At 64.2% G+C, this 24,023-nt stretch carries 26 protein-coding genes and 1 riboswitch; of the genes, 12 read left to right on the forward strand and 14 right to left on the reverse strand.

What is annotated here, in order from left to right; translation table 11 throughout:
• Positions 1 to 196: 196 nt before the first annotated feature.
• On the forward strand, positions 197 to 517 hold the full coding sequence (locus tag NLY42_RS11100) for a DUF1330 domain-containing protein (protein WP_023694041.1): 321 nt from the start codon (positions 197 to 199) through the stop codon (positions 515 to 517).
• Positions 518 to 524: 7 nt separating this feature from the next.
• Here the strand turns inward: NLY42_RS11100 and metW are convergent, their stop codons facing one another.
• Both metW and metX read right to left on the reverse strand, forming a co-directional pair.
• On the reverse strand, positions 525 to 1,139 hold the full coding sequence (gene metW, locus NLY42_RS11105; RefSeq protein WP_023704331.1) for a methionine biosynthesis protein MetW: 615 nt from the start codon (positions 1,137 to 1,139) through the stop codon (positions 525 to 527).
• Positions 1,136 to 2,305: a homoserine O-acetyltransferase MetX gene (gene metX / locus NLY42_RS11110; protein ID WP_023685352.1), complete on the reverse strand. Its 1,170-nt coding sequence runs from the start codon at positions 2,303 to 2,305 to the stop codon at positions 1,136 to 1,138. The genes metW and metX overlap by 4 nt, the downstream gene beginning before the upstream one ends.
• Positions 2,306 to 2,365: 60 nt before the next feature.
• Positions 2,366 to 2,443, reverse strand: a riboswitch (SAM riboswitch).
• A gap of 126 nt (positions 2,444 to 2,569) precedes the next feature.
• On the opposite strand from metX, the gene hisC reads away from it, so the two are divergent.
• Together hisC and NLY42_RS11120 are read left to right on the forward strand one after the other, a co-directional pair.
• Positions 2,570 to 3,679 (forward strand): histidinol-phosphate transaminase, encoded by a 1,110-nt coding sequence (gene hisC / locus NLY42_RS11115; RefSeq protein ID WP_023726966.1) that lies wholly within the window; start codon positions 2,570 to 2,572, stop codon positions 3,677 to 3,679.
• A 4-nt stretch (positions 3,680 to 3,683) separates the two neighbouring features.
• On the forward strand, positions 3,684 to 4,607 hold the full coding sequence (locus NLY42_RS11120; RefSeq protein WP_023754178.1) for a prephenate/arogenate dehydrogenase family protein: 924 nt from the start codon (positions 3,684 to 3,686) through the stop codon (positions 4,605 to 4,607).
• A gap of 7 nt (positions 4,608 to 4,614) precedes the next feature.
• On the opposite strand, the gene NLY42_RS11125 is transcribed toward NLY42_RS11120, so the two are convergent.
• The gene (locus NLY42_RS11125) at positions 4,615 to 5,538 is read right to left on the reverse strand and encodes a sugar kinase (RefSeq protein ID WP_023754179.1); all 924 of its coding nucleotides are present in this window, start codon (positions 5,536 to 5,538) and stop codon (positions 4,615 to 4,617) included.
• Between the two features lie 124 nt (positions 5,539 to 5,662).
• A complete protein-coding gene (locus NLY42_RS11130) occupies positions 5,663 to 6,661 on the reverse strand; it encodes a DUF2125 domain-containing protein (RefSeq protein ID WP_023742893.1) in 999 nt (332 codons plus the stop codon).
• Positions 6,662 to 6,785: 124 nt separating this feature from the next.
• Here NLY42_RS11130 and NLY42_RS11135 point away from each other — a divergent pair, with 124 nt between their 5' ends.
• From NLY42_RS11135 to NLY42_RS11145, 3 genes are all read left to right on the forward strand, one after another.
• Positions 6,786 to 7,319, forward strand: a complete 534-nt coding sequence (locus NLY42_RS11135) for a gamma-glutamylcyclotransferase (RefSeq protein ID WP_023754180.1) — start codon at positions 6,786 to 6,788, stop codon at positions 7,317 to 7,319.
• A gap of 164 nt (positions 7,320 to 7,483) precedes the next feature.
• Entirely contained in the window at positions 7,484 to 8,431 is a 948-nt protein-coding gene (locus tag NLY42_RS11140; protein ID WP_023754181.1) for an aldo/keto reductase, read from the forward strand.
• 83 nt (positions 8,432 to 8,514) lie between these two features.
• On the forward strand, positions 8,515 to 9,141 hold the full coding sequence (locus tag NLY42_RS11145; protein ID WP_023754182.1) for a LysE family translocator: 627 nt from the start codon (positions 8,515 to 8,517) through the stop codon (positions 9,139 to 9,141).
• A 67-nt stretch (positions 9,142 to 9,208) separates the two neighbouring features.
• On the opposite strand, the gene NLY42_RS11150 is transcribed toward NLY42_RS11145, so the two are convergent.
• Both NLY42_RS11150 and NLY42_RS11155 read right to left on the reverse strand, forming a co-directional pair.
• On the reverse strand, positions 9,209 to 10,018 hold the full coding sequence (locus NLY42_RS11150; protein ID WP_023754183.1) for a lysophospholipid acyltransferase family protein: 810 nt from the start codon (positions 10,016 to 10,018) through the stop codon (positions 9,209 to 9,211).
• 116 nt (positions 10,019 to 10,134) lie between these two features.
• Positions 10,135 to 11,040 carry a LysR family transcriptional regulator gene (locus tag NLY42_RS11155; RefSeq protein WP_023754184.1) on the reverse strand — a complete coding sequence of 302 codons (906 nt, stop codon included), beginning with the start codon at positions 11,038 to 11,040 and terminating at the stop codon, positions 10,135 to 10,137.
• A 114-nt stretch (positions 11,041 to 11,154) separates the two neighbouring features.
• On the opposite strand from NLY42_RS11155, the gene NLY42_RS11160 reads away from it, so the two are divergent.
• A complete protein-coding gene (locus tag NLY42_RS11160) occupies positions 11,155 to 11,787 on the forward strand; it encodes a pyridoxamine 5'-phosphate oxidase family protein (RefSeq protein WP_023754185.1) in 633 nt (210 codons plus the stop codon).
• 98 nt (positions 11,788 to 11,885) lie between these two features.
• Here the strand turns inward: NLY42_RS11160 and NLY42_RS11165 are convergent, their stop codons facing one another.
• The 3 genes from NLY42_RS11165 to ftsE form a co-directional block, all read right to left on the reverse strand.
• Positions 11,886 to 12,605 (reverse strand): YdcF family protein, encoded by a 720-nt coding sequence (locus tag NLY42_RS11165; RefSeq protein ID WP_023754186.1) that lies wholly within the window; start codon positions 12,603 to 12,605, stop codon positions 11,886 to 11,888.
• 133 nt (positions 12,606 to 12,738) lie between these two features.
• Entirely contained in the window at positions 12,739 to 13,728 is a 990-nt protein-coding gene (locus NLY42_RS11170) for a cell division protein FtsX (protein WP_023673312.1), read from the reverse strand.
• The gene (ftsE, locus tag NLY42_RS11175) at positions 13,721 to 14,380 is read right to left on the reverse strand and encodes a cell division ATP-binding protein FtsE (RefSeq protein ID WP_023754187.1); all 660 of its coding nucleotides are present in this window, start codon (positions 14,378 to 14,380) and stop codon (positions 13,721 to 13,723) included. The genes NLY42_RS11170 and ftsE overlap by 8 nt, the downstream gene beginning before the upstream one ends.
• 180 nt (positions 14,381 to 14,560) lie before the next feature.
• On the opposite strand from ftsE, the gene NLY42_RS11180 reads away from it, so the two are divergent.
• The 3 genes from NLY42_RS11180 to NLY42_RS11190 all read left to right on the forward strand — a co-directional run bounded on the left by NLY42_RS11180 (position 14,561) and on the right by NLY42_RS11190 (position 16,197).
• On the forward strand, positions 14,561 to 15,196 hold the full coding sequence (locus NLY42_RS11180; RefSeq protein WP_023685343.1) for a hypothetical protein: 636 nt from the start codon (positions 14,561 to 14,563) through the stop codon (positions 15,194 to 15,196).
• A gap of 23 nt (positions 15,197 to 15,219) precedes the next feature.
• Positions 15,220 to 15,762 (forward strand): hypoxanthine phosphoribosyltransferase, encoded by a 543-nt coding sequence (gene hpt, locus NLY42_RS11185; RefSeq protein WP_023673315.1) that lies wholly within the window; start codon positions 15,220 to 15,222, stop codon positions 15,760 to 15,762.
• A gap of 63 nt (positions 15,763 to 15,825) precedes the next feature.
• Positions 15,826 to 16,197 (forward strand): response regulator, encoded by a 372-nt coding sequence (locus NLY42_RS11190; RefSeq protein WP_023694030.1) that lies wholly within the window; start codon positions 15,826 to 15,828, stop codon positions 16,195 to 16,197.
• A gap of 6 nt (positions 16,198 to 16,203) precedes the next feature.
• On the opposite strand, the gene NLY42_RS11195 is transcribed toward NLY42_RS11190, so the two are convergent.
• The gene (locus NLY42_RS11195; RefSeq protein WP_023748501.1) at positions 16,204 to 17,154 is read right to left on the reverse strand and encodes a DMT family transporter; all 951 of its coding nucleotides are present in this window, start codon (positions 17,152 to 17,154) and stop codon (positions 16,204 to 16,206) included.
• Between the two features lie 224 nt (positions 17,155 to 17,378).
• Here NLY42_RS11195 and NLY42_RS11200 point away from each other — a divergent pair, with 224 nt between their 5' ends.
• The gene (locus NLY42_RS11200; RefSeq protein WP_023701399.1) at positions 17,379 to 18,242 is read left to right on the forward strand and encodes a LysR family transcriptional regulator; all 864 of its coding nucleotides are present in this window, start codon (positions 17,379 to 17,381) and stop codon (positions 18,240 to 18,242) included.
• Here NLY42_RS11200 and NLY42_RS11205 read toward each other — a convergent pair.
• From NLY42_RS11205 to NLY42_RS11215, 3 genes are all read right to left on the reverse strand, one after another.
• Positions 18,239 to 18,610, reverse strand: coding sequence for a glyoxalase superfamily protein (locus NLY42_RS11205; protein WP_023685340.1), 372 nt, complete (start codon positions 18,608 to 18,610; stop codon positions 18,239 to 18,241). The genes NLY42_RS11200 and NLY42_RS11205 overlap by 4 nt on opposite strands.
• A gap of 41 nt (positions 18,611 to 18,651) precedes the next feature.
• On the reverse strand, positions 18,652 to 21,240 hold the full coding sequence (locus NLY42_RS11210; protein ID WP_023754188.1) for a TIGR02302 family protein: 2,589 nt from the start codon (positions 21,238 to 21,240) through the stop codon (positions 18,652 to 18,654).
• Between the two features lie 136 nt (positions 21,241 to 21,376).
• Positions 21,377 to 22,318 (reverse strand): threonine/serine dehydratase, encoded by a 942-nt coding sequence (locus NLY42_RS11215; protein WP_023731069.1) that lies wholly within the window; start codon positions 22,316 to 22,318, stop codon positions 21,377 to 21,379.
• A 50-nt stretch (positions 22,319 to 22,368) separates the two neighbouring features.
• On the opposite strand from NLY42_RS11215, the gene NLY42_RS11220 reads away from it, so the two are divergent.
• Positions 22,369 to 22,671: an ArsR/SmtB family transcription factor gene (locus tag NLY42_RS11220; protein WP_023694025.1), complete on the forward strand. Its 303-nt coding sequence runs from the start codon at positions 22,369 to 22,371 to the stop codon at positions 22,669 to 22,671.
• A gap of 20 nt (positions 22,672 to 22,691) precedes the next feature.
• Here NLY42_RS11220 and lysA read toward each other — a convergent pair whose 3' ends face one another.
• The gene (gene lysA, locus NLY42_RS11225) at positions 22,692 to 23,960 is read right to left on the reverse strand and encodes a diaminopimelate decarboxylase (protein WP_023754189.1); all 1,269 of its coding nucleotides are present in this window, start codon (positions 23,958 to 23,960) and stop codon (positions 22,692 to 22,694) included.
• Positions 23,961 to 24,023 lie beyond the last annotated feature (63 nt).

Raw genomic sequence — 24,023 nt, forward strand, 5'->3', positions numbered from 1 at the left:
CCGTCCAAGCCTTACCCCGGGATGGCATTCGATTCGACGCTACAAAAAACCAGCGGCAATGTCATCACAAACTGTTGAGCCAGGACGCCGGTAAGCCGGCCGATTACCCCAGACGTAATCGACCGATGGCCATCATGTCTGCAGATTGCGCCAACGAAGCCGGTCGTCGGGCTTCGATCTCACAGGGAGTTCAGCCATGGCCGCCTACGCCGTCGCCCATATGCGTCAAGTCACAATGGGCCCGCAGATTGTCGAGTATCTGCAGAGGATCGACGCCACATTGGAGCCGTTCGGCGGCCGCTTCCTTGTCCACGGCGGCGACATGGACGTGGTCGAAAACGAATGGCCCGGGCATCTGATCGTCATCGAGTTTCCGGACAGGGCGCATGCGTGGGGCTGGTACGATTCATCAGCCTATCGCGAGATTCTGGCCTTGCGCACCGACAACTCCCACGCCGATGTGATCATCGCCGATGGCGTTCAGCACCCGCACAAGGCGACGGACGTGCTGGAATAGGGGCAAACTACCGCTTCAGCAAGAACACCGCTTGCTGGCCGAAGAAATTCCAGAACCACCATGGCATCGACAGGCCGATCTTCTGGCCGTTGCCGTCGAGCGCGGTGGCTTTCTCGACCGAAGCGCCGAGTTCCTCGACCAGATTGACGAAGTCGCGGATGGTGCAGAAATGGATGTTGGGCGTGTCGTACCAGGAATAGGGCAGGTCCGCGGTCACCGGCATCCGGCCATTGACGAACAGCGACAGCCGCACCCGCCAGTGGCCGAAATTGGGGAAGGAGACGATGGCGCGGTTGCCGATTCGCAGCAGCTCGTCGAGCACCAGCTTCGGGTTGCGGGTCGCCTGCAGCGTCTGAGACAGGACGACGAAGTCAAAACCCTTGTCCGGATAGAATTCGAGGTCGGTGTCGGCATCGCCCTGGATGACCGAGAGGCCGCGCGAAACGCATTCATTGACGCCGCGCTGTGACAGCTCCAGCCCGCGGCCGTCGACCTGCTTGGTCTCCTGCAGGAGTTCGAGCAGCAGGCCGTCGCCGGAGCCGACATCGAGCACCCGCGACTGCGGGGGTATCAGGTTGGCCACGACTTCGAGGTCGACGCGCTGGCTGCCATTGACGCTCATGAGGCGAGCCCCCTTGCGCGGGCCGCCGAGCCGATGAAGCCCTTGATGGCGGCAAACAGTTCGGGTTCGTCGAGCAGGAAGGCATCATGGCCGCGGTCGGTGTCGATCTCGACGAAGGAGACCGATGCGCCGGCGGCGTTGAGCGCATGCACGATCGAGCGGCTCTCCTCGGTCGGGAACAGCCAGTCCGAGGTGAAGGACACCAGGCAGAAGCGGGTCTTGGTCCCGGCAAACGCGTCGGCCAACCGGCCGCCATGATCGGCGGCGAGGTCGAAATAATCCATCGAACGGGTCATGTAGAGGTAGGAGTTGGCGTCGAAGCGGTCGACGAATGTCATGCCCTGGTGGCGCAGATAGCTTTCGATCTGGAAATCTGCGTCGAAACCGAAGGTCAGCGCTTCGCGGTCCTGCAGATTGCGGCCGAATTTCCGATGCAGGGCGGCTTCCGACAGATAGGTGATGTGGGCGGCCATGCGCGCCACGGCGAGCCCCTTTTCCGGGCGCTTGCCGTGCTCGAAATATTTGCCGCCATGCCAGTCCGGATCAGCCATGACAGCCTGGCGGCCGACCTCGTGGAAGGCGATGTTCTGCGAGGAATGGCGTGCGCCTGTGGCGATCGGCAGGGCCGAGAAGACGCGCTCGGAATAGCATGACGCCCATTCCAGCACCTGCATGCCGCCCATCGAGCCGCCGAGCACGCAAAACAGCTTTTCGATGCCGAAATGGTCGACCAGCATCAGTTGCGCCCGCACCATGTCGCGGATGGTGATGATTGGCAGGTCGAGGCCGTAGGGCTTGCCGGTGGCGGGATTGGTCGAGGCCGGACCGGTGGAACCGAGGCAGCCGCCGATGACGTTGGAGCAAATGACGAAGAAGCGGTTGGTGTCGATGATCTTGCCGGGACCGATCAGCACTTCCCACCAGCCGGGCTTGCCGGTCACCGGATTGGTGCTGGCGACATGCTGGTCGCCGGTCAGCGCGTGGCAGACCAGGATGGCGTTGGTGCGGGCATCGTTGAGGGCGCCATATGTCTGGTAGGCGATCTGGAACGGCGACAAAAGCGTGCCGGCGTCGAGCTTCAGCGGCTTGTCAGGGCCAAAACGCAACACAGGGCTCGACGGGTTGTCGGCCTCGTTGTTGGTTTTTGTAGCGCGGAGCGCGGCCATGTGACTCTCCTTGCCCGCCGTCAGGCAATAAAAAACCGGCAATGCGATCGCAAAGCCGGTTACGTCACGCAAACGGCCCTTTAGCGAGTTGTTTAACGTGGCTGCAAGCCGACCGGCCAAATCACCACGGAACTGTTGCGTTCTTCTAGAACTCGTGCGGCCCGGCGTCAACGGCCAGCTATTGCCCGCCTCTCGACATTCGCGGCTACGGCTTGTATTTCCGCTGCGGCCTCCGGACGGAGGCATTCTCGATGGATTTGCGACATGGACAAGACAGCGGACAAGGCACGGCCGACGCCCCGCGCGGGCATTATGGACATCGACGCCTATGTGCCGGGCAAGAGCACGGCACCGGCCGGCGTTGCCAAGGTCCATAAATTGTCGTCGAACGAGAACCCGCTCGGCCCGTCGCCGAAGGCGATCGAGGCCGCGCGCGAAGTGGCTGGCAAGCTCGATGTCTATCCCGACGGCACCGCCCGCCGGCTGCGCGAGGCGATCGCCGAGGTGCATGGCCTCAACCCGGCAAACATCATCTGCTCCAACGGTTCCGACGAGATTTTGGGCCTGCTGGCGCAGACCTATCTGGCGCCAGGCGATGAGGCGATTTTTACCGAACATGCCTTCATGGTCTACAAGATCTACATTCAGTCGGCGGGGGCCAAGCCGGTTGCTGTGAAGGAAACCGAGGAGCGCGCCGACGTCGACGCGATCCTGGCCGCGGTGACGCCGCGGACCAAAATCATCTTCCTCGCCAATCCCAACAATCCGACCGGCACCTATCTGCCGTTCCAGGAGGTCCGCCGCCTGCATTCCACGCTCCCGGGCAACGTGCTTCTGGTGCTCGACGCGGCCTATGCCGAATATGTCAGGCGCAATGACTACGAGGCCGGCATCGAGCTGGCGGGCAGCGCACAGAATGTGGTCATGACCCGCACCTTCTCCAAGCTCGGCCTTGGCGGCGCGCGCATCGGCTGGATGTATGGCCCACTGCACATCGTCGATGCCATCAACCGTATCCGCGGCCCTTTCAACGTTAACGCAACAGCGATCGAGGCCGGCATTGCCGCCATCCGCGACCGCGCCCATGTCGAGCGCAGTTCGTTGCACAACGAGACCTGGCTTACCTGGCTGAATGAAGAGCTGACGAAGCTTGGGCTCAGGGTGACGCCCAGCGTCGGCAATTTCGTCCTCATCCACTTTCCCGACGACAAGAAGCATTCGGCTGAGGCGGCGGACGACTACCTCACCCAGCGCGGCTATATATTGCGGCGCGTTACCGGCTATGGCTTTCCCAATGCGCTGCGCATGAGCGTCGGCACCGAAGAAGCCAATCGCGGCGTTATCGACGCCCTCACGACGTTCCTGAAAAGCTGAAACAATGACATCACCGATGTTTGAAAAGATCGCGCTGGTCGGCATCGGCCTGATCGGCTCGTCGCTGGCCCGCGTTATCCGCCGCGAGGGCCTGGCCCGCCATGTCGCCATCGCGACGCGCAGCCCGGCCACGCTGGCGCGGGCGAAGGAGCTCGGTCTTGGCGAGAGCTACACCACCGGCGCCAGGGAAGCGGTCCGCGACGCCGACCTGATCATCGTCTCGGTGCCTGTGGGATCGTCGGGCGAGGTGGCGCAAGAGATCGCGCCGGGGCTGAAAAAGGGCGCCATCCTCACCGATGTCGGTTCGACCAAGGCCTCCGTCATTGCGCAAATGCAGCCCTATGTACCGGACGGCGTGCACTTTATTCCGGGGCACCCGCTGGCAGGTACGGAGAAATCGGGCCCGGATGCGGGTTTCGCCGACCTGTTCGAAAACCGCTGGTGCATCTTCACGCCGCTGCCGGGAACCGATCCGGCCGCGCTGGAAAAGCTGTCGGAATTCTGGCGGCGCTGCGGCTCCAACATCGACTCGATGGACCCGCAGCATCATGACATGACGCTGGCCATCGTTTCGCATCTTCCGCACATCATTGCCTACAACATCGTCGGCACGGCCGACGATCTGGAATCGGTGACCAAGTCGGAAGTGATCAAATATTCGGCTTCCGGTTTCCGCGACTTCACCCGTCTGGCCGCCTCCGACCCGACCATGTGGCGCGACGTGTGCCTGCACAACAAGGATGCCATCCTGGAAATGCTGGCGCGCTTTTCGGAGGACCTCGCCTCGCTGCAGCGGGCGATCCGCTGGGGCGACGGCGACAAGCTGTTCGACCTGTTCACCCGCACCCGGGCCGTTCGCCGTTCGATCATCGAGGCCGGCCAGGATATCGACGTGCCGGATTTCGGCCGGCAGGCGGTGAAAAGTTAAATCTGTTTCAGACGGGCCAGGTCGCCGCGACCATGGCCATTGCCTCGTCCCTGTTTGGCGCCCCCAGCCGGCCGCCGAAGCGCTGGCATTTGAGCGCGGCCGCCGCGCTGGCAAAGCGCAACGCCTGCTCGATCGGCATGGTTTCCGCCAACGCGACAGCAAAGGCGCCGTGGAAGACGTCGCCGGCGGCAAGCGTGTCAACCGCCTTGATCTTCGGCGCCGCGATGTGGCGCACGCATCCGGCGGACCGGTCATGCCACCAGCTTCCCGCGGCGCCGCCGGTCACCGCCACGAAGGCATCGGTGCGGCTGGCGAGGTCGGCACAGGCGGTTTCGGGGTCCAGCGCGTGGTCGCAGATAATGCGTGCAGCCGTCTCCGAAGCGACGATGTGCGACGCCAGCGGCAACAGACGCTCCAGCACCTCCAGCGGCGCCGTGTCGGCGTCGAGGATTGCCGGGCAACCGGCGTCGCGCGCGGCGGTCAAGGCAAGAGCGGCGGCGCCCGGCCAGCGCACATCGACCAGCACGGCATCGAAGCCGGAAAGATCGGCGATAGGCACCGCCTCGGGGTCGGCCTGCGCCTTTGGGTCGTAGAAGGGCACGATGATGCGCTCGCCATGAGCGTCGACCAGGATCGCGGCCAGCGCCGAGCGGGCGCCTTCGACGCGGCGGACAAAGCCGCAATCGACGCCCTCGGCCTCGATGCCGGCCAGCAATTGGTCGCCGACGGCATCGCCACCTGCACTTGCCCACAGGAACACCTCGGCGCCGAGACGGCGGGCGGCGCAGGCAGCACTTGTCGCCATGCCCGAGGCGATCTGGATGCCGTCCGAGGCGATGAACTTGCCCTGATGCGTGGGCAGGGTTTCGACGCGCAGGATGGTATCCAGCGTCAGCGCGCCAACGCTCAGCAGTTTCACCGGTCGGTTCATGCGTCGGCTTGCTCGAGCATGATCTCTCCCCAATAGCCGTTCCCGCTCTTTGCGATCATGCTCTATCTCTTTGTTTTAACGCAATTCCGGACGGAAAACCGCTCACACTTTTCCTGGAATTGCTCTAATCGAGCGGCTTGATCTTGCCCAGCGGAATGAAGCCGAGCGAGACCTTGCCCTTCACCACCTTGAGCGGCATCGACGGTTCGTTGCCGAGCAGCGCCAGACCGGCAAAGCCTTGCTCGATCTGGCTCTTCTGCTCGGGGATTGCGGTGGCGAGGATTGCCGCCACGGCTTTGGGATCCTGCAGCTTGATCGTCAGGTCGGCATTGACCTGGCCGTTGGCGTCGACCGACACCGGGCCGGAGACGGTGATGCGCGCGGTTCCCGACGACAGATCGAGCTTGTGGATGTCGACCGCCTGGCCGCGCAGGCTCCTGGCCTGCGTCTTCATCAGCGCGACGCCGTTCTTCAGCGTCGCGTCGCCGCTGCCGTCGAGCGGCGGCAGCACGCGCCCGCCGATCGCGTCGGCGTCGATCTCAAGATCGGTGAAGCTGCCGACGTAGCCGATGTCCTGGCCGTCGGGTCGCAACTCGCCCGCCGCGGTTCCGGCGCTGAACAGCGAAACCGGATCAGTGTCGTCGGCCGGATCCGTCTGGCCGGACAAGCTCTCCGCCTGCAGCGAAATGCTCCGGGGCAGGGGCCAGGAGAGCTTGGCATTGGCCTGCAGATTGTCCCAGTCGATCCATAGCGGCGCCATCCCCGGCACCGAGGTGCGCAGCGGCCCACGCAACTCGGCGGCAGGCGACAAAGGCCGGATGAGCTCTGCAACGAAGTTGAAGCTGCCTGCCGAGGCGGCAACGTTCCTGGCGTCGTCCTCGTAAGCCAGATTGTCACAGGAGATGGCAAAACTCAGGGGGTAGCCGCTGACGGTGAGGTTGGCGCAGCCGGCCTCGATGCCTTTGTCCTTGAGCGAGGCCACCGCCTTGTCGGCTTCGCTGCTGACGCGACCGGCGACATAGAACCAGACCGCGCTGTAGACGCCGAACAGCATAACGACCAAGGCAGCGAGCCACATCAGCCGGCGGCGAAACTTCGACGGACGCTCGTCACTTGACGTCATGCTGCGGCTTTCATTAACGCGGGCGTGTTGCGGGTGGACTGTGGCTTACGCAACAAGCAAAAAGAACAGAAGAGCACCGATTCCGATGCGGCGGCGTCACTCTCGTGCAATCAGGCTTGGCGATATGGGCGATTTTTGGGTTTTTGGCTACGGCTCGCTGATCTGGCGACCGGGATTCGCCCATGTCGAGACACGGCGCGCGCGGCTTTACGGCTACCGCCGGTCGCTCTGCGTCTATTCCTTCGTGCATCGCGGCACGCGTCAGCGGCCGGGCCTGGTGCTCGGCCTCGACCGTGGCGGCTCCTGCATCGGGCTGGCGTTTCGCGTGCCCGGCGAGCTGCGCGATGAGGTGCTGACCTATCTGCGCGAGCGCGAATTGGTGACCAGCGTCTACCTCGAGCGTGTGCTCGATATCAGTCTCGACGTGAATGGTGCGGCCGCGGGAGAGAGAGTGAAAGCGGTCGCCTATATCGTCGACCGCCAGCATGAGCAGTATGCCGGCGGGCTCGATGCCGCGCATGCGGCAGGTGTTATCCGTGGCGCCGTCGGCCAGTCCGGAAACAACGAGGATTATGTGCTCAACACGCTGCAGCATCTCGCGGCGCTGGGCATCAGCGACCACTGGCTGGAAGAGGTGGCGAAGCGGATCGCCTCGTGAGCCGGTAGACCACGGCGAGCCTGCAGGCGAAGCGCTCGCGCCTTTGTGAAGCGCTGGCCCGCTGGAAAAATTGGCTGAGGCCTTTGACCTCGGCGCGGCGAGACCTAGCTTAGCTGCGGCCCGAAGCATTCGGGTCGCCCGCCGCCAGCCCACGGAGCCCCGTCTTGCAAAAACGCCGTCTCGGTCAAACCGACCTTTCCATCGCGCCGCTGGTCCTGGGCGGCAATGTCTTCGGCTGGACCGCGGACGAGAAGACCTCCTTCGACCTGCTCGACCGGTTTGGCGACGCCGGCCTCAACGCTATCGATACGGCCGATGCCTATTCGCGCTGGGTGCCCGGCCACGCGGGCGGCGAGTCCGAGACCATCATCGGCAAATGGATGAAAAGCCGCGGCAACCGTGACAAGATCATCGTCATCACCAAAGTCGGCTCGGATATGGGACAAGGCAAGAAGGATTTGTCCGCTGCCCATATCGAAAGGGCGGTCGAGGCGTCGCTCAAGCGGCTGCAGACCGATGTCATCGACCTCTATTTGTCGCACTGGCCGGACCCGACCACGCCTTATGAAGAGACGCTCGGCGCCTACCAGAAGCTGCTCGCTGCCGGCAAGGTCCGCCATATCGGCGCCTCGAATCTCGACGCCGGCCAGCTGCGCGCCGCGCTCGATGTTGCCAGCCTGCGCGGGCTGCCGCGCTACAGCGTGCTGCAGCCGGAATACAATCTCTACGACCGCTCATCCTTCGACGGGCCGCTGCATGATCTGTGCGTGGCCGAGGATATCGGCGTCATCACCTATTTCAGCCTCGCCAAGGGGTTTTTGAGCGGCAAATACCGTAGCGAGGCCGATCTCGGCAAAAGTGAACGCGGCGGCGGCGTGAAGGTTTATCTCAATGCGCGCGGCATGCGCATTCTGGCCGCACTCGACACCGTCGCGGCGCGCCATTCGGCCAAGCAGGCGGAAGTGGCACTCGCCTGGGTGATGGCGCAGCCCGGCATCACCGCGCCGATCGCCAGCGCCACGACGCTGGACCAGGTCGACAGCCTGGCGCGCGCCGCATCGCTGAAGCTCAGCGCGGAGGATCTCGTGGCGCTGGACAAGGCCAGCGCCTAGCCGCGCAGCTTCGGCACGATCGTTCAAGACGACGGCTGTCCGCCTCGCCACACTGCTCTCCATTATTGTGGAGAAGAGGCAGCATGGCCGCAGACATTCTTTCGCAGGCGCAGCCCTGGCCGCAGTTGCTGGCGCTGGTGCTGGCGGCAACCGTCGTCATGGGCAGTCCTGGCCCGGCGACGATCAGCGTCACGGCGATAGGGGCCGCCTTCGGCCTGCGCAATTCGCTTCACTACACATCGGGGATCATTTTAGGCACCGTCGCGGTGCTGCTGGTGGTGGCCACCGGCATCAAGGCTATCCTTACCTCGATGCCGGGCGTAGCGCCGGTGCTGGCGGTCGCTTCCGCCGCCTATATTCTCTACCTCGCCTACAGAATAGCGACAGCGCCGCCGCTGGCCGCGCGTGACAGCAGCGCGGTTCTGCCGACCTTCCTCGGCGGCTTCCTGCTCGCCGTTGCCAACCCGAAAGCCTATGTGGCGATTGCTGCGGTCCTTGCTGGCTCCGCGACCGCAGCCGGCGCCGATGCTCTCGGCATCCCGGCCAGGCTGGCGGTTCTCACCCTGATGATCGTAGCCATCCATGTGCTGTGGCTGCTGGCCGGCGCGGCCTTCGCCCGCACCCTGCGCCAGCCGCTGACGTCGCGGATCATCAATCTGGCCTTCGCGGCGACGCTGGTGCTGACCACGGCGCTGGCGGCGTGGCCTTGAGCCGGCCCGCAGAAGAGATCAAGCTTTGGTCTTTTTTTTTGGCGCGATTCAGGACGGAAAAAACCGCTCACACTTTTCCTGGAATTGCTTTGGCGGCCGCGGCGAGTTCGGCCAGCCGCTTGACCGCCGTCGGCGGCATTTGCGGCGGGTTAGGAGCCTGCGATGCCTCGATCAGCAGCTGGTCGCAGGCGGCTTCCGTATCGCCGATCAGCCGGTCCATGAATTCGTCCTTGCCGAGCCCGGGCGGAATCGGCGGCAGGAAGCGGGCCTTGATGGTGCCGGGAAAGCGCAAGAATTTGCGGCGAGGCCAATAGAGGCCGGCGACATGGGCGACCGGTACCACCGGGACGCCAAGCTGCGTATAGAGCTCGACAATGCCGTATTTGTAAGCCGGCTCGTCGCCTGGCGATCGGCGCGTGCCTTCGGGGTAGATAATCAGCTGGCGCGGATTGCGCCCCATCTCCTGCTTTGTCGATGCAACGACCTGCTTCAACGCCTTGGAGCGGCTGCCGCGGTGAACCGGGATCATCCGCATCTTCAGGATGTACCAGCCGAAGAAGGGGATCCAGGTCAGCTCGCGCTTCAGGATATAAAGCGGATCGTGGAGGAAGGGAAAGAAAGCGATCGCGTCCCAAAACGACTGGTGTTTCGGCGCCAGGATGAAAGAGCCCTCCGGCAGGTTCTCGACGCCGGTGATGTCGCTCCTCGTGCCGGCGATCTTGTCGTAGAGCCACAGGCTGGTGCGCGACCAGAATTTCGGCACGAACCAGGCGCGATGGCGTGGCGAGAGGAAATAATAAGGGGTCCAGAGGACCATCTGGACGATCAGATTGACATAGAAGACGAAGTTGAACGCCAGCGAGCGGAAATAGAGCATGCGGGGAAGGGCCCGTTGAGGAGGTGTGCGTTGGTTACACCAAGCGCGGGCAAAAAGGAAACGCCGCAATGGCCTGAAATAGGCCGGCTCGCCACTGACACAAGCCAGTCCCAAACTCACCACGTCGCCTGCAATAGCCGCTGCTTCAGTTGCGGAGCGGCGAAATCGAGGAATGCCCTGAGTTTCACCGCCAGCAGGCTTTGGCCGGCATGGACGAGGCTCACCGGCCATGGCGAAGGCTCGAAGGCCTGCAAGACCCGGACGAGCACGCCGGAACGTAGTGCGTCCGCGATCTGGTAGGAGAGCACCCGCGTCATCCCGGCGCCTGCAATCGCGGCATCGATTGCAGCTTCCGCCGTGTTGACGCGCAGCCGTGAGCGGATCGGCACGATCAGTTCGCCCTTGTCGCCGGCAAAGCTCCAACTGGCGAGAGCGGAAGGCCCTTCGAAACTGATGCATTCATGCGCGGCCAGATCGTCCGGCGTCCGCGGCATGCCATGCGCGGCGATATAGGCGGGGCTGGCGCACACGACGCGACGGATCGCGCCGACGCGGATGGCAATGAGGCTCGAAGGCGCAAGCTCGCCGATGCGGATGGCAAGGTCGAGATGTTCCTCCGCCAGTTGGGTTATCCGGTCAGCCAGCGTCAGGCGAATGGTGACTTGAGGATAAACCGCCAGGAATTCGGTGACGACAGGCAGCACGTGCAGGCGACCAAAGACGACCGGCGCGGTGATGAACAGGTCGCCGGTCGGCGTGCTGTATTCGCCGGCAGCGGTGCGTTCGGCTTCGCCGACCTCGCCGAGGATGCGGCGGCAGGCGGCCAGATAGGCCTGGCCGGCATCGGTCAGCGTGAGCTGCCGGGTCGAACGGTTCAGCAGGCGCGCCTGAAGGTGCTTCTCGAGGTCGGAAACCTTGCGGCTGACCGTTGCCAGTGGAATGCCGAAATGGCGGCCGGCAGCGGAAAGGCTGCCCGCTTCCACCGCGGCGACGAACAGCGACATGGCTTCGAGACGATCCATAGTGTCTTCCGGAAATTGGAAGGATAGCTTGCAACTATGCCATCTACATCCAAAACATGGAAGGACCTACCTCTTCGCGTACAATGGCCGTGTTTCGGCCTCGCGGAGGCTTCCATGAATGCTCATACTTTCACCAGCGATGTCGCCTTCACGCCGACGGTCAAGGCGATCCAGACCCGCAAAGGTTCGCGCAAGGGCTATGCCAGCGCCGAGGAGCGCGGCGGATGGCGCGCCCATATGACGCCCGACCTCGCCGACTTCATCGCGGCGCAGACCAGCGTCTTCCTTTCGACGGCAAATGGCGAGGGTCAGCCCTATATCCAGCATCGCGGCGGGCCAGCCGGCTTCCTCAAGGTGCTGGACGAGAAGACCATCGGCTTTGCCGATTTCTCCGGGAACAGGCAGTTCATCACGCAGGGGAATCTCGCCGACAACAACCAGGCATTCCTGTTCCTGATCGACTATGCGCATCGCCAGCGCGTCAAGATCTGGGGCACGGCGCGCGTCGTCGAGGACGATGCCGAGCTTCTGGCAAGGCTGATGCCGCAGGACTACAAGGCGCGCCCCGAGCAGGTCATCCTGTTCACCGTCTCGGCCTGGGATGCCAATTGCCCGCAACACATTCCGCAGCGATTCGAGGCCGCCGATGTCGCGGCCGCACTCGCTGAACGCGACAAGCGGATTGAAAGCCTCGAACAGGAGATTGCGCGGCTGCGTGGCCCGGAAGACGGCACGGCCAAAGGGTAATCGAGCGCCGTCAGAGTCGTCTGTCTGGACGCAATTCCCAAGGGAAAGCGTACGTGCTTTTCCCGGGAAAACCGCCACACACTTTTCCTGGAATTGCTTTAGTCCTTGGCGGTCGAAACCTCGGCCAGTGCGACGCTGTCGGCAGTCTGGCGGACCTGGACGACGCCGCGCGCAAGCGCCAGCAGGTATTTGCTGTATTCGGTCAGAAGCACGCGTAGCGCTTCCGGCTTGGTCAGCCAGTCGCCATTGTCCAGATTGGTGTTGACCACCGGATAGGGTTCAAGCCTGGCGCCATGCAGCAGGCGGCCCATCTCGAGCAGGCTGCGCGGCATGTGGTAATTGTTGGTGACGAGGATGACGCTGCCATAGGCGTGGCTCTCCACCCATTTAGCGCTTTCCTCGGCATTGCCGATCGTGTCGAGCGCGGCGCGGTCGATGTCGACACAGCAGGAAAACAGCGCCTTGTCGCCGCCGGTAGCAGCCTGCAATTGGCGGCGGCTGGCAGAGGGATGCACGCCTGAGATCAGCAGCCGCTCGCCCTTGCCGGAGGCAAGCAGATCGAGTGCTGCGTCGAGGCGGGCCTGACCGCCGGTCAAGACGATGATCGCATCGGCCTTGGCTGGGTTGGTCGGGGTCGTCATGTGGCTGACCTTGCTGGCGAACCAGCCGAAGCCACCGGCAAACAGGGCCACCAGCAGCAGTAGACAGAGGGAGGCGAGACGCAGGGCGGTGCGCAAACGGCCCAGCCCGGTACGCACACGCAAACGCACCACTGGCATCTGTCCAGCCGTTCCGGTCGACTCCCGCGCGTTCATCATCCTATGGTTAATCCTGAAATGCCTTTTTGGTAAGGAAAAAAGCGCACATTGCGTTACGTCGGTTTTCGATCCGTGATCGTCCCTTCCATTCCTGTCCTTGCCCCCGAACTGTTTTCGCTTCTGCCCTCACGGTTCACCCCGCATCCGGCTGGCGGACATCGATGTCGCTGAGATAGGCGACGACGGTGGCGTGCGAGGTCGCCGCCGTCAGTCCGCCGATCACCAGCACCATCAGGCCGACGCCGAGATAGCCTGCCGATCCGATGGCGAAATTGCCGAACAAAGCGGTGGCCTGGTCGGCCTGCGGCGTTGCCATGTTGCGCGACGACCACCAGGAAAAGACGATGAAAACCAGGATCGCGGCTGCGCCGCCGGCGGCCGCGCCCTTCATGCCGGTGACCAGGAAATGCCAGCGGAATTCGCGCGCGATGAAGCGCGCCTCGGCGCCGACGAAATGCAGCACTTCGATGATATGGCCGTTACCCGCCATAGCGCCGCGCGTCGCAAACACTACGGTCAGCACCGTCGCCGACAGCATCAGGACCAGCACGGCGATGCCGATGGTGACCGTGGTGCGGGCCATGGCGACCAGCCGGTCGACCCATGTACGGTGATCGTCGAGCGAAGCACTCGGCAGCTTGGGCGTGAGCGCCGCACGGATGGCGCTAAAGTCGGGCGGACTGGTCTCGTCGATGGTGACGATGATCAGGCGCGGCACCGGCAATTCGTCGATATTCAGGCCCGAGCCCAGCCATGGCTCCAACAGACGCGCGGTGGCGTCGCGATCGATGATCCGGGTTTCCTTCACGCCGGGGAATTCGCCGACGATCTGCGAGGCCTGGGCAAGGGCTGCCTCCATGTCGAGGCCGTCGACCGGTTTGATCTGAATCGTCGCCTCGCGCGAGATCTGGTTTTCCCAGACCGAGGCAGTGTCGCGCACCAGCGTGACGGCGCCGAAAGTCAGGCAGGACAGGAAGGTCATGATGGCGATGACCAGCACCAAGGCGCGGCCGGCAATATTCTGCGCCGGCACGATCGGCGCCATGCGGCGCTGGACGCGCTGCGTCGTCGTCGCGGGCTCGGCGGCGTCTTCATGCAGCTGTTCGGCCGATAGCTCAGTCATAAATATCCAGCCTTCCGCCGGCCAGGATCATGCGGCGCGCGTCGACCTGCTCCATCAGGCCGAGATCGTGAGTGGCGATCACCACCGCGGTGCCGAGCCGGTTGAGCTCAATGAACAGCCTGAGCAACCGGCGCGCCAGCGGCGGGTCGACATTGCCGGTCGGCTCGTCGGCAAGCAGGATTTCGGGCTGTTCGATCAAGGCCCGGGCGATTGCCGCGCGCTGCTTTTCGCCACCCGAAAGGACCGGCGGCAGCACATGCATGCGCTCGCCCAGGCCAACCCATCTCAAAAGTTCGGTGACGTCGGTGCGGTAGCTCGCTTCCTCGCGGCCGCGCACGCGCAGCGGCAGAGCGACATTCTCATAGGTGGTCATGTGGTCGAGCAGGCGGAAATCCTGGAACACCACGCCGATGCGGCGCCTGAGATGCGGCAGTTCAGCGCGCGAGATGCGCGAGCGGTCCTTGCCGAAGATGGTGATCAGCCCGCGTGTCGGCTTCAGCGACATGAACAGAAGGCGCAGCAGCGTCGTCTTGCCGGCGCCGGAGGGCCCGCTCAGGAACTGGAAGGAGCTCTCCGGAATGTGCAGGGAGATGTCGCGGAGGATTTCCGGACCCATGCCATAGCGGAGGCCGACATTTTCGAAGCGGATCACGTGCGACGACCTGAGGTGTGTGGCGGCGGCGTGCCAGCCCTTTCTGTCCAACGACCATCGGCCGCCATGGTTAACCGTCGGTTAATTTTCGCTGTTTTTGAGTGCGTCACAAGGGTTCCGGTGGGGAAGCGTTAACCATTTCCATTTACGCAAAAGAAACGAAGAGGCAACAGCGGGGCCATGATGGCTGAGCAACGAACCGCGCGCCCGGTTTCCGGCGAAATCATGACCGGGACAAGTGTCGCACCGGAATCGCGGCCTGTGGCGACCGACATCGTCGATGCGGATTATGAGGTGCTGCCGCAGCTGATCCCACTGATAGAAGCCATGCCGACGCCGGCGCGCGACATCGCGACGCCGTCGATGGAAGGCATGGAGATGCTGCGCAAATCAGATGCGTCAGCCGGGCGGCCGGCATCGCGTGGCGGGCCGATCTTCTGGATTGCCGGCATCGGTGCGGCGCTTGCCGCCTTCTGGGTCTCGGGTGGCCACGCGCTGGTGCGCCAGACGCCGTTCTGGTCAGTCGAACAGCCGGAGGGCGCCGTACTCAGCATTGCCGGCGTCACGTCGCGTGTCGACGCCTCAGGACCCGCCCCGGTGCTGTTCGTGGATGGCGAGGCCGTCAATGACGGTTTGAAGGCGGGACAATTGCCGCCGCTGGAGATACGTGTCACCGGCAATGACAGCCGCATCACCCGTTATACTCTGGGGACATCCAACCGTTCTCTGGCGCCCGGCGAAAGATTCGGCTTTTCCAGCCGCCTCGATGTGCCTAGAAACGGCGTCAAGGCCGTGGCGGTCACCTTCGCCGGCTAGTCGGTTCTCTGGAAAGGTTGTTGATGCCAGTTGTGCGCGGCAAGGACATCGAGGTCCTGTTTTCGGCGTCCGCGATCGCGCGGCGCAATCTCGAACTCGCCAAGGAGATCGCCGAGCACGACTATCACGACCTGCTGGTGATTTCGGTGCTGAAGGGCTCGTTCATCTTCGCCGCCGATCTGATCCGCGCCATGCACGATGTCGGGCTGTCGCCGGAGGTCGAGTTCATCTTCATTTCCAGCTATGGCGCCGGCACCACCAGCGGCGAGGTGAGGGTGCTGCGCGACATCGACAATGAGGTCGCCGGCCGCGACGTGCTGCTGATCGACGATATCCTGGAGTCGGGCAAGACGCTCTCCTTCACCCGCAACCTGATGCTGTCGCGCGGCGCCAAAAGCTGCGCCATCGCGGTGCTGTTGGACAAGCGCATGCGCCGCCAGACGGAGCTGAACGCCGACTATGTCGGCTTCGACTGTCCCGATTACTTCGTCGTCGGCTACGGCATGGACGTCGCTCACGCTTTTCGCGAACTGCCGTTTGTCGGTGTGGTCAAAGGCGATGCCTGAGAAAAGGGCCCGACGCTTCAAATTTTCAGAAAAAGTCAACTTTTGCCCGCCAAATTCCGGCCCATGGCAAAGCTTCTGATCGTCGAGGACGATGAGTCCGTCCGCACCCTCGCCGCCCGCGCGCTCGAACGCGCCGGGCACTCGATCGATATCGCCGCCGACGGCGCGCAGGGGCTGGCGATGGTCAGTGCTGCAGGCGGCGGTTACGACCTCGTCGTCTCCGATATCCGCATGCCGGAAATGGACGGCATCGAGATGGCGATCGCCGCAGCCAGGCTTTTCCCTGACATGAAGATCCTGCTGATGACCGGCTATGCCGACCAGCGCGAGCGCGCCGAGGAATTGAACGGCGTCATTATCGACGTCGTGCAAAAGCCTTTCACGCTGGCCGAAATCCGCTCGCGGGTCGACCAGGCGCTCGCCTGCTTCGCCTGACACGCTTCAGGCGACATCCTGAGACGCGGCGAGGACAGGCGCAGCGCTCCGGCGCCGTTCGGTGTTGAGCGCCAGCAGACCGGCGCCGATGATCAGCGCCGCACCGATGGCAGTGGTCGAGCGCGGCACCTCGTCGAAGAACAGGAAGCCCCACAGCGGCGACCAGATAATCCCGGTGTATTCGAAGGTGGCGACGCGGTTGGCGGGCGCCAGCCTGTAGGCCTGTGACAGCAGGATCATGCCGGCCGAAGCGACGAACCCGCAGGCCGCCATCTTGAGGAAATCCGGTGTCGTCGGCCAGACCCACGGCCGCACCAGGAATTCGAGGCTGGGGTGGACAGCATGGGTTATGCCGGCAAGCCAGAATGTGCCGGCAACCGCAGCGGCGCCGACCAGATAGGCGCCGTTCTGGTAGAAGGCCATGACGGTGGAGGATTCGGTGTCGCCGATCTTGCGCGCCATCAGCTGTGAAAAGCCGTAGAGCAAAGCCGAGCCCAACGAAAGCAGCGCCGCCCAGTCGAACAGGCCGGCGCCCGGGCGCAGCATCACGACCACGCCCAGCATGCCGATCAGCACGGTGGCGAGAGCCTGCCAGGATACCCGCTCGCCGAGATAGGGCCCGGCTATCGCCATGATGAACAGGGGCGCCATGAAATAGAGCGCCACCGCGTCGGCGAGCGGCAAGGCAGCGATCGCCAGATAGTAGACCGTATAGGAGGAGAACTGGATGAAGGCGCGTATCGTCAGCAGGCCGAACCGCTTCGAGGCGATGGCCCGCAGGCCGACATCGGCGCGAACGAGAACGACCAGGATCGGCAAAGCGACGATCGAGCGGATCCACATCACCTCGGTCACGGGATAGCCGGCCGACACCGCCTTGACCAGCGGGTCCTGGAGCGAGAACACCAGCACGCCAAGGCACAGGCTGATGATGCCGAGAACGATCCGGTTGCGCATGTTGTTCTGCCGGCCCTTGCCTTAACTGCCCGCAGGCGCCCGGCCTGGGTAAAAAGAACCCGCCACCGTTTCGGGCAGCGGGTATGAGTGAGGACTCTTTGATTGGTCCGCAGCCGGTTTCGCGGCGGCATATCCAATGGGTGAGCGGACTATGCTGCGGCGTTTGACATGTTGCAAACGAATTGGGATGATACCAGAGATCAAATTTGCTTATGACGGATTCGATGCGGCCAACCCTCGACAGCGATCTCCTGCGCACCTTCGTCGCCATTGCCGAAGCGGGCAATTTCACCCGGGCGGCGGAGCAGGCCGGGCGCACCCAGTCGGCGGTGTCGATGCAGATGAAGAAGCTCGAGGAGCTGGTCGGCGACAGCCTGTTCGAACGCGGCTCGCGCGGCGTGGCGCTGACGCGCCGTGGCGGCGAGCTGATCGTCAATGCCCGCCGCATCGTCTCTCTGCTCGACGAGACGGCGGCATCGATGGCGGCGGCACCGCTTGGCGGGCCTGTGCGCATCGGCATTCCCGAGGAATATGGTCACGCCATCCTGTCGCGCGCGCTCGGCGCCTTCTCGAAGCGTCACACCAAGGTCGAGGTCACCGTGCGCTATGCACATTCGGGCGCCCAGCTGGCAGCGTTGGCGGCCGGTGAACTCGACCTCGCCGTGGTGTTCGAATGGCAGGATCCTTCCGGCGGCGAGGTGCTGATGCACGATCCGACCGTGTGGGTGACATCGAGCCTGCATCACATGCATGAGGAGCGGCCGGTGCCGATCGCGCTCTACAACCGGGCCGGCTGGTGCAAGGACTTTGCCATCAAATCGCTTGAGCAGCGTGGGCTGGCCTACCGTGTCGCCTATACCAGCGACACCACCGGCGGCCTGAAGCTCGCCGTCACCTCTGGCCTGGCGATCGCGCCGATCTCGCACAGCAATATTCCGGATGGCTGTCGTGAACTCACCGCCGCTGACGGGTTCGGCCATATCGATTCCTCGAATGTGGTGATGCACCGCAGCCCAAATGCCTCAGGCGAAGCTATCGACGGCATGCAGGAGGCGATCCGCGAGGCGTTCGTCAACCGGCCGGCTTAGTCTGTTGCATCCTCGTAGAAATGCAGGCGATTGCCGAAGGGGTCGCCGACCGACACTTCACGGGTCTGCCACGACGTGGTTTCGAGGCCCGGCCGGGCGTAGCGGTATCTCTTGCCGATCAGTTCGCGGTGCAATGCCGCGATGTCCTCGACCTTGATGCGCATGGCTATACCCGGCGCGCCGTCGCCATGATGTTCGCTCAGATGCAGGACACAGCCGTCGCGGATTACACCCATGTAGAGCGGCGCATTGTCGTCGAAGCGGTGCTCGAACTCGACCTTGAAGCCGAGAAAGTCGACATAGAATTCGCGTGCCTTGGCGATGTCGAAGATGCGCAGGATGGGCGTGACGGCACCGAGTTTCGGCATGGCGCTGATACCATTCAGTTCGACGGATGTTGCCTTGGAGGCTACTTCAGCTCCAGCAGCCGCTCGAGGTAGCTGCGCTCGATGTCGGGGCTGAGCGCGTTGCCGAGCCGCTTGCGAATCGCCTCGAGAATCTGGCGGGCGCGCTGCACGTCGATCTCGTCGGGCACCTTCACCGAATCGCCGAAATCGGGTCCGCGGCTGGCGCGCGGTCGGCCCAGCGGATCGCGGCCGGCGTCCTGTTGGCGGCCGCCTTCCTGGCTGCCGCCCTGGTCGCCCTGCATCGCCTGCAGCTGCTTCATCATCTCCTTGGCGCCCTTGCGCAGCGCTTCCAGCGCGCGACCCTGGTGGCCGACTGCCTGGTCGCCTTCGCCTTCGCCAAGCGACTTTTCGGCGTTGCTCATGGATTTGCCAGCGTCGCCAAACCCCTCATTGGGCTGCATGCCCATGCCTTCCAGGCCCTTCTTCAGCTTGTCGAGTTCGCTCTGCAACTGGCCCTGGCCTTCCTGCAGCTGCTTCATCGCATCGGCGAATTCCTGCGGTGTCATCGACTTCGGCCGGGCGAGAGGATCGCGATCCTTGCCGACGCCCGGCTGGTCCGGGTCGTCGCCATTGCCTTCGCCGGGCTGCTGATTATCTCCGCGCTGCATCTGGTCCATGCGGTAGGTGTCGTTCATCATCTCCTGCTGGCGGCGCATGATCTCGCCCAGCTTGTCCATCTGCTGGCGCATCTCGCTGTCCTGCTCGCCGCCCTGCTGCTGACGGCCGGCCTGCAGGTTGTTCATCATGTTTTCCAGCTGCGACAGCAGCTCCTGCGCCTTGTCGCGGTCGCCCGACTTCGCCAGGTTCTCGATCTGGTCCATCATGCGGTCGATATCACTCTGCCGCAGCTCGCGACCATTCTGCTGCATCTGCGGCGCGTTCGGTTTCTGCTTGGCGCGCTCGGCGAATTCCTGCAGGAATTCGTTCATCGCCTCGCGCAGTTCCTTCATCGCCTTTTCGATCTCTTCGTCGCTGGCGCCGCGCTTGATGGCGTCCTGCAGCGCCTGCTGGGCCTGGCGGAGCCGCTTTTCGGCGGACGAGAGATTGCCTTCCTCGATGCCGAGCGCGATTTCCCAGAGATAGGCAACCTCGTTGCGCAACTGATCGTCGCTGTCCGACATCTTCAGCCGGCTGCGGGCGCTCATGATGGCGAGGTAATGCGACATGTTGTCGAACGTGTCCTCGGGCCGCAGCGTGATGGCGTCCATCAGGTCGAGCACGCGCGGCTTGGCATTGGCGTCGAGCGCCAGCAGGCGGCGCTGCTCGACCACCGCCCGCGCCAGCGGGTTGGCGAAGGGTCGCTCCGGCATCACAATAGTCTTGGTCTCGCTGGTCGCGGTGTGTCCGGCATCGTCGGTGGCGACAAGCGACAGCTTGATGCTGGCGCCGGCCCAGACGTGCTCGGTGAGGTCCTTGGTGGTCTTGGCGGCGTTCGCCTTGCCGCCGCGGCGCGGCAGCGCCAGCGGCAGGTCAGGCGGACCGTAGAGCGGATGCGCATCGGGCGCCGCCGGATCGGCCAGCGCGAAAACCGCCTTGGCGGTGGCCGCGCCATAGTCGTCGTCGATCTGGTAGTTGAGCTCGAAGGCGCCGTTGACGGCGCGCTTGGGCTCGCCGACGAAGCGGATCGTCGGCGGCTTGTCGGGGATCACCGCGAAGGCCCAGCGACCGAGATCGGCTTCGCCCGACTTCAGCGTCAGCGTGCCGTCGGCGGTCAGCTTGCCGGTGAACTGGCGCAGCTTGGGGGTCGCGGGGTTGACCGCCGCTGCCTTGACGGCCGCCACCTGTGGTCCCGACGGGTCGATGGCGCGAGCATTGCCGCCCTTGTCGGCAAAGCTTAGCGTTTCCTCGCCGGAGCCGCCGGTCACGCGCAGCGAGACGTCGCTGCCTTGCGGCACGGTGAAGGTGGCAACCGCCTGCTTGGCGTTGCCATCGATGACTGGCGCGGTCAAGAAGATGGGCGGCTTGCCGGTATAGGCCGGCGGGGTCACCCAGGCATCGATGCGCGGCGGTACGATGTCGCGCGCCGCATGCGCACTGAAACCATCGGACAGCCTGCCGCCGGACGGTCCGAAGGAAAAGGCAAAAGCGGTGACCAACAGCAGCGCCGCCACGGCACGCAATGCCCACGGATCGCGCTCCGGCACGCGGGTACGCGGCAGGTCGGCGCCAAGGCTGCCGAGCTTGTCGGCCATGCGCTTTTGGTGTTCGCGCCACAACGCCTGGGAAAAGATGCTTTCCTTGCCGCTGGGACGGTCGGTCTGCACCAGCACCGGGCTGTGCTGCAGCTGGTTGGCGGCCTCGATACGGCGGTCGATTTCAGCGGCGGATGGAAGCTTGAAGAAACGCAGCGGATAGAGCGCCGTCAGCGTGGCAATACCGAACGCAGTGACCAGGATAATGCGCGCAATGTCAGGCAGCCGGGGGAAAAGGCCGAGCCAGGAGAGGCTGAGAAACAGGCTGGCGATGATGAGCAGCGGCAGAAGCAGCGGCCAGCCGCGCTCGACCGTCATCGAGACCCGTGTCGCCAGCCGGCTCAGGGCAAGCCGCCCGGCCAGGCTGCGATCGCCACTGGAAATGGGGCGTTCCGTCATCGGCCCTTCCTGCCCGGGCGGGATAGCCCGGACTCAACAAGCAGAAGTTTACCAGCAAACACGGCAAAGGCGAGGCGGTTCCGGAAAACTTGAAAAGCTTTGACGGGTTTGCGTCCCACTTCAGTCGAAGCAAGGTTTAGAATTTCGCCGGATCGGTATTCGAGCCGCAGACAAGGACGGCGATCCGCTCGCCCGGCGCCGGCGTGTAGCGGCCGGACAGCAGCGCTGCGAAGGCCGCTGCGCCGCCCGGCTCGGCGATGATCCGCACCCGCTCCCACAGCGCCTTTTGCGCGGCGATGATGGCGTCGTCGGTGACCAGGATGGAGCGTTCGACGAAGGCCTCGGCGATCGGGAACATCATCTCGCCGACGCGTTTGGGCGCCAGCGAATCGGCGGCGACGCCTTCGGCCGGCGCATCGACGGGGTGGCCGGCTTCGAAGGCGTGATGCAGCGTCGGCGCGCCTTCGGGCTCGATGGCGATGATCCTGATGCGGCCGGCAAACCAGGCGGCGATGCCGCCGATCAGGCCGCCGCCGCCGACAGCGACCAGCAGCGTGTCGATGTCGGGCAGATCGTTTTCGATTTCGAGGCCGAGCGTGCCTTGGCCGACCAATGTTTCCTCCTGGTTGAAGGCATGGATCTGCAGCGCGCCGGTCTTTTCAGCAAAAGCCTCGCTGGCGGCCAGCGCCTCGGCATAGCGGGCGCCGCCGACGATCAGTTCGGCGCCGTAGCCGCGGATGCGCTGCAGCTTGGCCGCCGGGCTGACTTCGGGAACGAAGATCGTCGCATTGTGGCCAAGCCGCATGGCGGCATAGGCGACCGCGGCGCCATGATTGCCGCCCGATGCGGCGACGACGCCGGCCGCAGGCACCGGCCGTTCGAGCAGATTGGTGAAGGCGCCGCGCGCCTTGAACGAGCCGGAATGCTGCAGGCATTCGAGCTTGAGGTCGACCGCCAGCGGCGGCCGGTCGAAATCGGCCATGTCGACGCGCAGCACCGGCGTGTGCCTGATATAGGGGCGGATGCGCGGTTCCATCGCGGCGATGCGTTCGCGCGTGACGGCGTTGCCGTTCGTCATGACCGTCTCCTTGGGATTGACAGCAATTAGTAACTTGGCAAAATGGCTAAATGCAAGAGGTTGATGTCTTCAAGGCGATCGCCAATGAACGCAGGCTGCAGATCCTCGACTGGCTGAAGGATCCGCAGGCCCATTTCCCGGCCCAGGCAGACGGCGATCTGGTCGAGGACGGCGTTTGCGCGCTGCTGATCGCGGAGAAGCTCGGCATTACTCAGGCGACGCTCTCCGAACATATGCGCGTGCTTACCCAGGCCGGCCTGCTGCGGCCCAAGCGCATCAAGCAATGGACGTTCTACCGCCGCGACGAGGACAGGATCGCCGACACAAGGATGCTCATCCAGAACCGGCTGTAGCGCAGCCGCCGTGGCGGCTCCTATGCAAGCCAGTCGGGCACCGAATCCAGGCCGATAAGCTCGTCATAGGTCTGGCGCCGGCGTACGACATGGAAACGGTCGCCGTCGACCAGAACCTCAGGCACAAGTAGGCGGGTGTTGTAGGTGCCGGATTGCACCGCGCCATAGGCGCCGGCGGTGGTGACGGCAATGAGGTCGCCAGACTTGAGCCGGGGCAAGTCACGGTCGAGGCCGAGATAGTCGCCGGTCTCGCAGACCGGGCCGACGACGTCGACCGCCATGCGCGGCGTGTCGGCCGGCGGCTGCACCACCGGCTTGATGTCGTGGAAGGCATCGTAGAGCGTCGGCCGGATCAGATCGTTCATGGCGGCGTCGACGACGAGGAAGTTCTTGGCGTCGCCTTCCTTCACGAAGATCGCTTCCGAGACCAGGATGCCGGCATTGCCGACGATCAGCCGGCCCGGCTCGAACATCACCTTCACTCCAAGCTTTGTCAGGTGCTTCCTGACGATCTCGGCATAGGCATCGGGCAGAGGCGGCGGGCTGTTGTCGGTGCGGTAGGGGATGCCGAGGCCGCCGCCGAGATCGACATGCTCGACGGCGTGGCCATCGGCGCGCAGCGCGCCGACCAGTTCCGCCAGAAGCGCGAAAGCATCGTCAAAGGGCTGCAACTCGGTGATCTGGCTGCCGATATGGGTATCGATGCCGATGGGCTTGGTGCCCGGCAAACCGGCCGCGCGGGCATAGACCTGGCGCGCCCGTTGCCAGGGAATGCCGAACTTGTTCTCGGCCTTGCCGGTGGAGATCTTCCTGTGCGTCCTGGCGTCGACATCCGGGTTGATGCGCAGCGACACCGGCGCCACCTTGCCGAGCGCGGTGGCGCGGGCCGACAGCAATTCAAGCTCCGGCTCGGATTCGACATTGAAACAGAGAATGCCGGCCTCGAGCGCGAAATCCATCTCGCGCGCGGTCTTGCCGACACCGGAAAACACGATCTTGTTGGCCGGGATTCCGGCGGCGAGCGCGCGGCGCATTTCGCCTTCCGAGACGGTATCGGCGCCGGCGCCGAGCTTTGCCAGCGTCCGCAGCACCGCCTGGTTGGAATTCGCCTTCAAGGCGTAACAGACCAGCGTGTCGAGCCCGGCAAAGGCCCCGGCGAACACCCGGTAGTGTCTGGTCAAGGTTGCCGTCGAATAACAATAGAACGGCGTGCCGACGCTTGCGGCGATGTCTGGTATCGCCACGTCCTCGGCATGGAGCACGCCGTCGCGGTAATCGAAATGGTTCACGAGAGTGTTTCCGGAAGTTGGAGCACGAGACCTGGTTAGCACGAGACCTGGTCAGAAAGACCA

The organism is Mesorhizobium sp. C372A, from assembly GCF_030323245.1.
Taxonomy (GTDB): Bacteria; Pseudomonadota; Alphaproteobacteria; order Rhizobiales; family Rhizobiaceae; genus Mesorhizobium.